General features: G+C 43.9%; 11 protein-coding genes. 7 read left to right on the top strand and 4 right to left on the bottom strand.

The annotated features are described in order from the left end of the window. Positions 1–83: 83 nt before the first annotated feature. Together NF859_RS07455 and NF859_RS07450 are read left to right on the top strand one after the other, a co-directional pair. Entirely contained in the window at positions 84–1,082 is a 999-nt protein-coding gene (locus NF859_RS07455; RefSeq protein WP_252743676.1) for a FecCD family ABC transporter permease, read from the top strand. Then, a complete protein-coding gene (locus tag NF859_RS07450; protein ID WP_435371998.1) occupies positions 1,066–1,797 on the top strand; it encodes an ABC transporter ATP-binding protein in 732 nt (243 codons plus the stop codon). The genes NF859_RS07455 and NF859_RS07450 overlap by 17 nt, the downstream gene beginning before the upstream one ends. A gap of 4 nt (positions 1,798–1,801) precedes the next feature. Here the strand turns inward: NF859_RS07450 and NF859_RS07445 are convergent, their stop codons facing one another. Both NF859_RS07445 and NF859_RS07440 read right to left on the bottom strand, forming a co-directional pair. After that, positions 1,802–2,326 (bottom strand): NTPase, encoded by a 525-nt coding sequence (locus NF859_RS07445; protein ID WP_252743674.1) that lies wholly within the window; start codon positions 2,324–2,326, stop codon positions 1,802–1,804. A gap of 46 nt (positions 2,327–2,372) precedes the next feature. Then, positions 2,373–3,551 (bottom strand): cell wall-binding repeat-containing protein, encoded by a 1,179-nt coding sequence (locus NF859_RS07440; protein ID WP_252743673.1) that lies wholly within the window; start codon positions 3,549–3,551, stop codon positions 2,373–2,375. 295 nt (positions 3,552–3,846) lie between these two features. On the opposite strand from NF859_RS07440, the gene mtnA reads away from it, so the two are divergent. From mtnA to NF859_RS07425, 3 genes are read left to right on the top strand one after another with little or no spacing between them, the layout of a single operon-like run. Next, positions 3,847–4,911: an S-methyl-5-thioribose-1-phosphate isomerase gene (mtnA, locus tag NF859_RS07435; RefSeq protein WP_252743765.1), complete on the top strand. Its 1,065-nt coding sequence runs from the start codon at positions 3,847–3,849 to the stop codon at positions 4,909–4,911. A gap of 47 nt (positions 4,912–4,958) precedes the next feature. Then, a complete protein-coding gene (locus NF859_RS07430; protein WP_252743672.1) occupies positions 4,959–6,101 on the top strand; it encodes an iron-containing alcohol dehydrogenase in 1,143 nt (380 codons plus the stop codon). Positions 6,102–6,130: 29 nt separating this feature from the next. After that, entirely contained in the window at positions 6,131–8,881 is a 2,751-nt protein-coding gene (locus NF859_RS07425) for a DEAD/DEAH box helicase (RefSeq protein ID WP_252743671.1), read from the top strand. A 1-nt stretch (position 8,882) separates the two neighbouring features. Here NF859_RS07425 and NF859_RS07420 read toward each other — a convergent pair whose 3' ends face one another. Continuing rightward, positions 8,883–9,935, bottom strand: a complete 1,053-nt coding sequence (locus tag NF859_RS07420; RefSeq protein WP_042696966.1) for a M20/M25/M40 family metallo-hydrolase — start codon at positions 9,933–9,935, stop codon at positions 8,883–8,885. Between the two features lie 179 nt (positions 9,936–10,114). On the opposite strand from NF859_RS07420, the gene NF859_RS07415 reads away from it, so the two are divergent. Together NF859_RS07415 and NF859_RS07410 are read left to right on the top strand one after the other, a co-directional pair. After that, positions 10,115–10,804 (top strand): MBL fold metallo-hydrolase, encoded by a 690-nt coding sequence (locus NF859_RS07415; protein WP_252743670.1) that lies wholly within the window; start codon positions 10,115–10,117, stop codon positions 10,802–10,804. Next, positions 10,801–11,064, top strand: coding sequence for a DUF504 domain-containing protein (locus NF859_RS07410; protein ID WP_252743669.1), 264 nt, complete (start codon positions 10,801–10,803; stop codon positions 11,062–11,064). The genes NF859_RS07415 and NF859_RS07410 overlap by 4 nt, the downstream gene beginning before the upstream one ends. On the opposite strand, the gene NF859_RS07405 is transcribed toward NF859_RS07410, so the two are convergent. Next, the gene (locus tag NF859_RS07405) at positions 11,041–11,988 is read right to left on the bottom strand and encodes a DUF835 domain-containing protein (protein ID WP_252743668.1); all 948 of its coding nucleotides are present in this window, start codon (positions 11,986–11,988) and stop codon (positions 11,041–11,043) included. The two genes, NF859_RS07410 and NF859_RS07405, sit on opposite strands and share 24 nt — an antisense overlap. Positions 11,989–12,054 lie beyond the last annotated feature (66 nt).

Raw genomic sequence — 12,054 nt, 5'->3', positions numbered from 1 at the left:
ATGTATTTATACTTTCTTGGCCTGGGGGTTGATCGAGGATAACTTTTTATACACCAGTTTTGGATAAATAATCCAGTGAGAACATGAAGAAAATCGCACCACTATTGGTATCGTCGGTAGCCCTTATCCTCTTGGGGATAATTGTTGGGCCAGTAAAGATACCTTTCCGAGATATTTTAGCAGCGTTTAGCTTGGATACTCTAAAGAGGGCATTTTTAAACCCAAACTCGCTTAGTGGGAACAGCTACATTGTTCTCCAGATAAGACTGCCTAGAGTTCTACTGGCATATCTTGTTGGGGTAAGCTTGGCTTCAGCAGGTACTGCCTCCCAAGCTCTCTTTAAAAATCCGCTTGCAGATCCGTATATAATCGGGATAAGTGGAGGGGCTGCGGTTGGAGCATCAATAGCAGCCTTATACTTTCCCCAATACATGGGTGTTCTTGCATTGGTAGGTGCTTCCTTGGCGGTTGTTGTAGTGTATAGGATTGCAAGGGTTAATGGTCATATTCCGGTGGATACGTTGCTTTTAGCAGGAATTGCTCTGGGATTTTTTACAAGTGCTCTAACATCTTATCTCCTATACGTAGGCAGGGAGAGAATACACAACGCAATCTTTTGGCTTATGGGAACATTTAACGGAGCCGATTGGGGAGACGTTAAGATGGTTTTGTTTTCATCTGTAGTAGGGGTTAGTATTTTGCTTTTCAGCTGGAGGGAGCTAAATCTGCTCCTTTTGGGGGAGGAGAGCATTTCAATGGGCCTTGATATAAATCGCTACAGAAAAATAGTAATTGGTGTTATCTCTCTTTTGACGTCATTTGCCGTGGCTACCAGCGGAATAATAGGGTTTGTGGGTCTGATAAGCCCGCATGCCATGAGGATAGTGTTTGGCCCAAATCATAAGAGACTTTTACCTGCTTCAGCCCTTTTTGGAGGAACTTTAATGGTTTTTGCCGACATACTTGCCAGAATACTCCTAAAGCCGGCAGAAGTTCCGGTGGGAATTATTACAGCTCTCTTTGGAGCTCCGTTTTTCCTCTACCTTCTCATAAAGAAAAAGAGGGGTGAGCTGTTTGGATAAGCTTGAGGTCAATGTGTCGTTCTCCTATGGCGAGAAGCAGATTTTAAAGAATGTGGAGTTTTCAGCTAGAAAGGGAGATCTTTTAGCAATTGTAGGGCCCAACGGCGCTGGAAAATCAACCCTCCTGAAGTGCTTAGTTGGGATTTTAAAGCCCTCTGGATACGTTAGGCTAAACGGTCTAGATTTGTTGAGCTTAAAGCCCAAAGAACGGGCAAAGCACATCTCATACGTTCCGCAAAGTTCGTTTCCAGAGTTCGCGTTTACGGTTGAAGAGTTTGTTGAGCTCGGCACGTATGCAACTAGAGGCAACGTGGAGGAAGCATTAAGAAAGGTGGGAATGTGGGAAAGACGAAAGGAGCTTGTAACAAAGCTGAGCGGGGGAGAATACCAGCTGGTGCTGATAGCGAGGGCTTTAGCTCAAGGAAGCGATGTTATGCTGCTTGATGAACCAACTTCTCACCTTGATATCAATCACGCTCTCCAGATAATGGATCTTTTAAAGAGCATCAAAGACGAAAAAATCCTTGTGGCTGTTATGCACGACTTAAACCTCGCTTTGAACTATGCAGATAGAGTGATAGTCCTAAACAAAGGGCAGATACAGTGGAGCGGCAAATCTTCCGCCCTGACTCCAGAGGTTCTGGAGGAGGTCTATGGCATAAAAGCGAAGATAGTTGATGTGGAAGGGCAAAGGATTGTTGTGGCTTTGGAGTGAGGCTTTAGAACTTTAGAAGCATCCTTAAACTTTCCATGATTTCTTGTCTTACGTTGTCTCTGTTCTCTGGGGTTAAAACATAGAGCTTTCCATAATCCTTGAATCGCTTTGCATAATTTCTGTGAACTGTCGCTAAAAGTGGTTTTTCGCTCTTAACAGCTTTTTCCACAGCTTCTGCAAACTCCCTGCTTTTGTATTCCATTGCACCAATTTCGTCAATGATTATGAGGTCTGCATCCTCAAGAGCCCTTATTATTGCCAAAACTCCAACCCGGTTTAAGTCCTCAAGATTAACAACGTACTTCCCTACTCTCGGATAACCATCTCCAACCCAGGCTAAGATGCCTTCTTCTCCAGTATCAAGGGCTTTGATTTTGAATCCAATTCTTCTACCCTTTTCTCTTACTTCCTGTGTTATAAAACCTCCAATTTTTAGGTTGTAAGCTTTCAGCTCTTCGGCAACTTTTAATACGAGGGTTGTTTTGCCCACTCCCGGTAAGCCCGTGATAAAGATTTTCATAAGGCTCACCCAAATTAAAAAGAAAAGTGGGGGTTTAATAATTTGGTGCAACATGCTATGGTCTGTTCATCTTCGGGACTTCTCTCTTCTTCCTCTCTTTCCATTTCTCCCTGATCGTTAGTTTTTCTTCATGGAATTTTTCCTTAAGCATGTTTCTTAGCTGTTCGATTAGCTGTTCAGCCTCTTTGTAGCTTCCCTTTTCATATGCCTCTTTTGCCTTCTCTAACAAGCCTTTTTCCTCTGTTACATTAAGCCCAATGCTCTCGAACCTCTCTATGATGCCGCCTAGCTTTTCTATTCTAATTTTAATTCTTAAAGTTTGATTGGTTTTCATCATTATCTGTATTTTTTCACTTGCCATTCTAATCACGGCCTCTGCGTGTGCTTTTGCAGCTATTGCCTGTCCATAAGCTTCTCCATATTTTCCACTCTCATAAGCTTCTTTGGCTTTCTCGATTTCTTTATTAGCAAGTTCTAAAAGTTTCTCTGCAGCTGGAAGCTTGGTAGTGCTGTTCTCTAACAATGTCTTGGCTAGGGATGTTTTGTTTTCCGCAATCTCTATAGCCTCCCATGCTGTCTCTGCGCTTATATTTGCTTGCTCCTCAGTAATATTTGCCTTTATTTTCTTCTCTATCTCTTTTTTGACTTTCACGGTTATGTTTTCTGAATATGGTGTTTTTATGATTACCACTGATGTTACTTTGATTGTTGCCAATATCTGAGTTTGATTTTCAGTTCTGTTGATATCTACATATATCGGAAATGCCTTTTCAAGCTCGACCTTCTTAATAGCCCCTATATCCCTTCCGTGGGCGATGACAATCTTAACGTTTTCTAGGAGCTCTGGATAGTTCTCCAAAACGTACTGAAGCACCTGAATATTTGTTTCATATCTGTCTTTGCCCCATATTCTAACCCAACTTATTCCCATCTCATTCAAATCATCTTCATAGGTCTTTGGAACTGCCGCTGGTCCACCAATGATTAACACCTTGTCCGGGGCTGCACTTATTACCTCTGCGGTGATGTTTGGATCGTATACTCCCCATGGAGCTACGATAACTGACACGTTCATACTTTCCCCAAGTTTTTGGGCTAAGGTTAAATCTGCCTCGTTGTCACTCACAAGTATTACTATGCCAACGCTGGTTTCATTTGCTGCAGTGACTGTTGGTATTATGCTTACTAAAAGCAAAGCACTAAAAAGCCACACTAATACTTTTTTCGCCACCATGGTTTGTCACCTCACTTTATTATAGAGAAGAACTCCTATTTAAGCTTTTTTCATGAAATCGTTTTGTTTCGTTTTTGTTTGTTCAAAAAAGAGCCCTGTTATTGGAAATTTATCGAGTTATCGTTAAACACCGTTTGTGAGTGTTTATTATTGTTTAATAAGTCCTGATAGGGGTTTGTGTGCAACTTACGTCACTTATAATAGATTTTTGACGATGGGCATTACTAGCTATTTTGTCTTGTTGCACAAAGCAAACTTTAAATCATTTAACTGAAAAGAACTAAAGGTGATGAGTATGGAGATAAAATACAAGCCCGAAGAACTTACAAAGCTCCCGAGAAGTGTGGAGTTCAGGGAGGGAAAGGTTTACATTATTGACCAGCTTCTGCTTCCAAGGGAGTTTAAGGTAATTCCTTTGAGCACTGTTGAAGAAGTTGCTAGGGCAATAAAAACCCTCCAAGTCCGCGGGGCTCCGGCAATAGGGGCAACAGCAGCCTATGGGTTAGCTTTACTTGCAGAGAACAGCAAAGCAAAAACCAAAGAAGAGTTCTTTGATGAATTTTACAAGGCATTTGAAATCCTTAGAAACACCCGTCCGACAGCGGTGAATCTCTTTTGGGCACTCAACAGGATTAAAAACCTTGTAGAGGAGCACAGAGAGGAAAGTCTTGGTGAAATAAAAAGGCTGATAGTTGAGGAGGCACACAAAATAGCGGACGAAGACGTGGAAGCAAACCTTAGGATGGGTCACTATGCGGCTGAGATTCTTCCGGAGGGGAATGTTCTAACCCACTGCAACGCTGGGAGCTTAGCCACAGTCCATCTTGGCACTGTTGGTGCTGCGCTTAGAGTTATGCACAAAGAGGGCAAGCTCAAGCTTTTATGGGTTGATGAGACTAGGCCAGTTCTCCAAGGCGCAAGGCTCTCCGCTTGGGAGTACCACTACGATGGAATTCCGCTAAAGCTCATAAGCGACAACATGGCTGGCTTTGTGATGCAGCAGGGAATGGTGGATGCGATAATAGTCGGTGCTGATAGGATAGTTGCCAATGGAGATTTTGCCAACAAAATAGGTACTTACTCTCTGGCCGTGCTTGCGAAGGAGCACAAAATACCCTTCTTCACCATAGCACCCCTCTCAACCATTGACATGAGCCTCAAGAGCGGCAAGGAGATTCCAATAGAAGAAAGGCCTAAAGAAGAAGTCCTAACCTGTGGAGGATGCAAAATAGCCCCCGATGTTGACGTCTACAACCCAGCTTTTGACGTAACGCCCCACAAATACCTCACGGCAATAATCACGGACAGAGGAGTTGTTTATCCACCTTTTGAGAAGAACTTGAAGAAGCTCTTTGAATAGCATTGGGGTTTAAATATTCCCCCTCAATATTATTTTTGGTGATGGGTATGAAGTTCTTCAGCTTAAAAACGAGGATAGCAATTGGAGAAGGGAGCCTTAAGTACGTGCAGAGCATTGCTAGGAACCACGAGAAGGTCTTGATTTTATCTAGTAAGTCAATGCGCATTCATGGGTTCTTAAACGAGGTCATGAACTATGTGGAGGAAGCGGGAGCTGAAGTTGATGTTATAGAGGGCTTACCTGCAGAGCCAAGCTATGAGGACGTTGAGGAGCTGATGCCAAGAGTTAGAGAGTTTTCTCCGGATTTGCTCATAGCCCTAGGAGGCGGAAGCGTAATAGACATCACAAAGGCGATAAAGGTGTTTTACGATGCTCCAGAACTGAGCTTTGAGGAAATCGCATTTCTCGACAGGTTTACAAAGCCCCCCAAAGTTATTCCCAAGCTCAAGACTCCTTTGGTGGCAATACCCTCTACAAGCGGTGCTGGGAGTGAAGTTTCAGCAGCAAGCGTTCTCAAGAAAGATGGCATAAAATACAACTTTGTGTCATTTGAAATTGCCCCAGAATACGCTATTTTGGATCCAAGGCTGCCTAGGACAATGCCGAGAGAAGTTGCAAGAAACAGCGGGCTTGATGTTCTTGTCCATGGAATTGAAGCTTATACTACGACAGCAGCTACGCCCTTCAGCGATGCGATGGCAATACAAGCCGTAAAAACCGTCTTTAAGTGGCTCCCATTGTCCGTTAATGGCGATGAAACCGCAAGAGAGAAAATCCACTATGCGGCAACGATGGCGGGGATAGCCTTCTTGAATGCCCGCCTTGGAATATGCCACAGCCTAAGCCACAAAGCAGCCTGGATCGGTCCCCATGGGTTGCTCAATGCTATCTTCTTACCCTATGTGATTGAATTCAACATGAAAAGCGACTACGCAAGGAAGAAATACACTGAGATAGCAAAGGAAATAGGGTTCAACACCGCTGAAGAGCTGGTCGAAGTTGTCAAAGAGTTTAACGAAATGCTTGGAGTGCCTAAGCTTAATGAGCTCGTAGATGAGGAGGTTTTCATGGCAAAACTGGATGAGATGGCGAAGAAGGCTTATGCAGATCCTCTGGTCAACTTCAATCCCGTGGAGCCCAGCGTTGAAGACATGAAAGAACTCTATAAAAAAGCCTACTATGCCGAGTGATTTTTAAACCTTCTTTCGCTCTTTTTATCATGCATCCACTTTTAAAAAGGGCTATAGAGGAGAAGTTTGGGAGCCTTAATGAGCTCCAAATGAGGGCTTTTGGGGAGGTTAGCTCCGGGAAGAGTGTTTTAATTGTAGCACCCACCGGAAGCGGAAAAACCGAGGCTGCTGTGCTTCCCGTTTTTAACGCAATTTTAGAAGAAAGGCTAGACCCTATCTCCGTCATCTATATAGCTCCTTTAAAGGCTCTTAACAGGGACTTGCTGGACAGGTTGTTGTGGTGGGGAGAAAAGCTTGGGCTTAATGTGGAAGTAAGGCACGGCGACACTTCAGCCTATAGAAAAGCCCAGCAGGTAAAAAAGCCTCCTCACATGCTAATCATAACCCCCGAAACCCTTGGAGTAATCCTCACGATGAAGTCTTTTCGAAAAGCCCTCAAAAACATTAAGTTTGTGATAGTAGATGAAATAGTGGAGCTTGTCGATAACAAGAGGGGCGCTCAGCTTAGCTTAGCCCTTGAGAGGCTTGCTGAGGTTGCAGATTTTCAGAGGATTGGTCTTTCAGCAACCGTTGGGAACGAAGAGGAAATTAAGGCATGGCTCAAGGCAGAGAGCATTGTCAGACCTCCAATTGAAAAGGGCTACAAAATCAAAGTTCTCTTTCCGCAGCCCGATGAGAAGGATCTTGAGCTCTCCAACAGCTTGAGCATTTCTCTCGATGTTGCTACGAGGCTAAGGGTTCTTTGGGAGATAATAGAAAAGCACGAGAGGGCGTTGGTATTTACGAACACGAGGCAATTCGCCGAAATTCTTGCCCACCGCTTAAAAGCATGGGGCAAGCCGGTAGAAGTCCATCACGGCAGCCTTTCACGAGAAGCGAGGATAAATGCAGAGAGGGCTTTGAAAGAAGGCAAGATAAAAGCCCTCGTATGCACATCTTCCATGGAGCTTGGAATTGATATCGGAGATGTGGACGTTGTAATCCAATATATGAGCCCGAGACAAGTAAACAGGCTTATCCAGAGAATAGGCAGAGCTAAGCACAGGGCGGGGGAAGTTAGTGAGGGCTATATAATCGCCACAAACATTGAGGATTATCTCGAAAGCCTGGTAATAGCCCAGAGGGCACTTGAAGGCAAGCTTGAAGCGGTGGAGCCATATGAAAACGCCCTCGATGTTCTCGGACATTTTATTGTGGGCCTTTTAATAGAACACAGAAGATTGCCAAAGGAAGTTCCCTTTGAGATCGCAAAGAGAGCTTATCCCTACAGGAATCTGAGGTGGGAGGAATACGGCGAAGTTTTAAACATGCTGAGCGAGGCGCGTTTAATCGGTTATGATGAGGAAAGCGGCCTTCTATATCTGAGGAGAGGGGCTTATCAGTATTATTACGAGAACCTTTCCACGATTCCCGATGAAATCAGCTACAGGGTTTTTGACGTAAAAAGCGGGAGGATAATTGGCCGCTTGGATGAGAGCTTCGTGATGGATCTTGAGGAAGGAGTAGAGTTTATAATGCATGGCAGAAGCTGGATTTTGCTGGGCATTGATGAGGAGTCAAGGCTGTTGAAGGTAAGGGAGAGCAAGAGTCTGGAAAGCGCTGTGCCGAGCTGGGAAGGAGAGATGATACCCGTCCCCTTTGAAGTGGCTCAAGACGTTGGAAGGCTAAAAAGGGAGCTTCTTTTCGATTTTAACTCCGGCAAGGCTCTTATCTCGAAGGTGGATTTCAATTATGAGGAACTCGAGCTTGCCCTTTCAATTCTAAAGAAGCAGGAGCCTTTGGGCACTGACAGGGATGTTGGAATAGAATCCCTCCCTAAGGCGTTAGTTATCCACGCAGATTTTGGAAACAAAGCTAACGAAGCCATCGGAAGGTTTCTTTTGGCTTTCTTGGCGGCAAAATATGGGAAAGTATTCTCCATGAAGGCACAGGCTCATGCAATAGTCATTAACTCTCCTTTCCAGCTCAATCCGGGTGAGATTAAGGAGTATCTCCTCCAAGATGCGAGGGCACTTCCGTTTGTTCTTTCTAAGGCAGTGAGAGACAGCCCGGCTTACAGGTGGAGAATGTTGAATGTAGCGAAAAGAATTGGAGCATTGAGGAGAGAGGCAAGGATAAGAAAAATTGAACGGCTCTTTGAGGGAACTATAATTGAAAAAGAAACATTAAATGAACTTTTCCATGATAAGCTCGACGTGAAGAGAGCTGAGGAAGTTCTGAAAGCAGTTAAGGATGGAAAAATCCGGATAAAGGGTGTCTTAAGAAGAGAACCCTCACCTCTCGGCAGTATTAACCTGAGCGTTGGTGGGGAGTTTTTGGTCAGTGGAGAGCTTGAGAAAGACGAAATACTGATGCTGTTTAAGGAAAGGCTTCTCAACACGGAAGTTGCGTTAATATGCACCAACTGCGGATGGAAGAGCACCACAAAAGTTCTGCGCTTAAAGAACCGTTTGGATTATCTCCAGTGTCCTAAGTGCTCTTCCAAGATGATTGCCGTTGCACATCCAATAGATGCTGAGCTGTTTGTCTCTGCACTGAAGAAGCTCAAGAAAGGGGATAAGCTTGAAAAAGAAGAGGAGAGCGCCTATAGGAGGTTGATAAAGGCAAGTGACTTAATAAAAGCTTATGGGTTTGATGCGGTTTTGGCACTGGCAAGTTATGGCGTTGGTGCGGACACTGCCGCCAGGCTTTTGAGTCAGTATAGAGGAGAAGCACTCTTGGTGGCTCTTTTGGAAGCCGAGAGGAGGTATATAAGAACAAGAAAATTTTGGAAGGATTGATCTAACTCCTCCCGTAGATCTCGTTAACCTTCCTCAAAAACTCGCTTGCCTTGACCACGTCTCTGACGTCTATTCTTTCGCCCTTTGTGTGGGAGATGTCAAGGTTTCCGGGACCGAAGACAATCGTCTTTGTTCCGTTGTACATGAAGTTAATTGCATCTGTCCAGCTCCTCATTCCTCCGAAGTCTTCCAGATCAACTTCTTCCATGGCTTTTTTGGCTAATTGCACTATCTCTTCGCTCTCGTCAAGCTCATAGCCATCCCATATTTCCGTGTACTCATAGCGGAGGGTGTATTCATCTAGGATGGGCTCCATTAAGTCCAGAACGTCCTCAACTTCTTGGTCAGGTAAGAGCCTCGCTTCAAACCTTCCCTTGCAGAGAGCTGGAATTAGGTAGTAGGGGTTCTCACATATCAGCTCTTGCAGTCCTATGTAGGCATCGAAGTACTTCCCCTTCTGCTTGAAGGGTTCAAGAGCCTTAAGTTCCTCTATCATCTTGTAAGCCTGGTCTATGGCGTTTATCCCGCTCTCGGGGCATGCTCCGTGGGCTTCTTTACCATCAACTTCGAAGTAAGCTTCTATGTTTCCTGCATGAGCTATGTGCACTTCAAGGTCGGTTGGCTCTATTACTATTGCCATCTTTGGTTTGTAGCGCTCCATAAACAGAGCAGACCCCATTCCTCCTTTTTCTTCGTCGCTCACAAATACAACTCCGACGTTAAGGTCTTGCTTATCCCTCTTGAGGCTCTCAAGCATTAGGAGGACGCTTGCCAGTCCCCCTTTAACATCACTAGCTCCCGTACCGTAGACGATATTTCCCCTGACAAAAGGCTCGGCTCTTACGTCTATCGTGTCCATGTGAACTTCAAAGAAGAGCTCAGCCTCGGGGTTTACAACGAGGTCGATTACCTTTCCATCGCTCTCTATGTGGACATCATAATCTAATCTGTGGAGGAACTCCATTATGTGCAAGGCAAGACGATCTTCCTGCCCTGATGGTGATGGAATTTTCAAAAGCTCGACCAAAATTTCCTTTGCTCTCTCAGCTTTCATTTGGCTCACCTAAATAAAACTTAGTACTTTGGCTTAATAAATACTGTGGAAAAGGAAAACTTTATTTGCTAGTCAGATTATCCACCATCAGGCGATGAAGAGATTCATCCCTCCTGACGGGACTTGCTCCCCCGAGATGAAGAGGCGGTCCCCCCTCGAGCCTTTTTGAGGTGATTACAATGATTCCCATAGAAATCCCACCAAACACGGTAATGCTCAAAGGAGTAGGGTATGATTCAAACATCTATTTGTTTCGAGACCGGGGAGAGGGTTTGATAATCGACACTGGCACAGGGGTTTACTGGCACAGGTATTTTGATGTGCTTGACAGAGAAGGCTACCTTGAGGGTTTAGAAAGAGTCACGATTCTAAATACACATGAGCACTTCGACCATGTTGGAGGAAATAGAAAGTTTAAGGAGTTTTTGGAAGAAAGAGGTATCGAAGTCTTCTTTGCTGCCCACACTCTCACAGCGGAGGCTATTGAAAAGGGAAACGACTACATTATTCTCTCATACGCCTATGGAAGACGGTTTATGCCGCATAGTGTTGATATGAGACTTGACGATGGAAGCGTTTTGAAGGTCGGAAGTAAGGCGCTTAAAGTCCTCTATACACCCGGTCATACTGCAGGAAGCCTCTGTCTATATGAGCCAGAAGAAAAAGTCCTTTTTACAGGGGATACTGTGTTTAAGGGCACGGTTGGAAGGACTGACTTGCCCACGGGGAGCTTTGAAGAATTGGTAAGAAGCCTAAAGAAACTGGAAGCACTAGATGTTTATATTGCCTTGCCCGGACATGGAAAGCCTATAACAAACTGGGAAGAGAATTTTGAATTAATCAAAAAGGTTTTGGGGGTCTTTGAGTGAGAAAGGGCTTCGTTAAGGAGGTTCTCTCCAAAATTAAATACGACCCTAGGGAAAATGAGGAAGACTATTACATTGTTATTGAGCATCGGGGGGCATATGGGAATGTTAAAAAGATCCCCGTAAAGCTCATAGAGCTTGGCCATGGCTATTTCTTCATTGAAGACACCCAAATCCCATACCATAGAATACTGGCTGTCATTAGGAAAGACGGAAAGGTTGTTTGGAAAAAGAGAGGGCTAGGAGATGAGGTGAAATTCTGAGCTTAGGACGCCTTTTTCACTTTCGTTAAAGGCCTTCAAATCCCCAGAGAGGATTATATAGCTTTGGTTGATTATTGCGTAGTCTTTGAGGTAAGTCAATACTTCAAAGAACTTTTTAAATCCAAGTTTTGCATTCAAGTGCTCTATTCCCTCTATAACCAAAATAGAGTGTCCCTGCTTCAGGAAATCAATCATGAATTTTCTCGCTTCGTCGAACCTGTCTGGAGAGATAGAGCCAACTGTCGGGATGTTTGTTAACCAATACACTTCAACGTTATCCTTAAACAATTTTTTAACTTCATCTGGGGAGTCCCTTGTTATGATTGCCACCTTATGTTTATCAGCGAGATTCAAAAGGAAATAGCGTGCTTTGAACTTGGTGGAGAAAAGATAGCCACCTGGAGCGAGTTCCTTGAGCTTAACTTCATCTTCAGAAAGTGCAAGTAAAAGCTCGTAAAGCTCCCTCAGCTTGTCATAGTGCTCTCCTTCAATGTGAGAAAGTTTAGATAGGGTTGATTTTAGGTTGTCATCTTTTATCACCTTTGAGACAATCTCATAAGTTTCTTTCATAGAAAGCTCCAAGTCCATGCACGTTCTGAGAATTTTAAGATGCTCTCTAATAGTTTTAAGAGCTTTTGTAACTCTTTTATTCTGGAAAAATGAGAGTTCAGGAAACTTTGGCTTTTCCCCCGGATACAAAAGCTGGAATTTTTCATAAAGCTCATTTTTCTCCTTGAGGCTCTCTTCTGAAAATGAAGAAAACAGCGTCTTAACACTTTCTAAACTGCAGTTTTCAGAAAGTTCTTTGTAAAATTTGGCTTCATGTTCTTTGTTGAAAATCAGAAAGCTCAAGACTTCTTTGGGTGGTTTTTCCCGAAGGTACCTAATAATTTGATCATCCTGAATAATATCTTCCCATTCCATTTTACCTCCCATAATTTTTGTAGAGTTTAAATAGAAAAGCTTTTCTATTCCCTTCTTTATGATGGA

The organism is Thermococcus alcaliphilus (assembly GCF_024054535.1).
In the GTDB taxonomy this organism is placed as follows: domain Archaea; phylum Methanobacteriota_B; class Thermococci; order Thermococcales; family Thermococcaceae; genus Thermococcus_A; species Thermococcus_A alcaliphilus.
The sequence above is the reverse complement of the archived record's forward strand: the minus strand, read 5'-3'. Positions and strand labels throughout refer to the sequence as shown.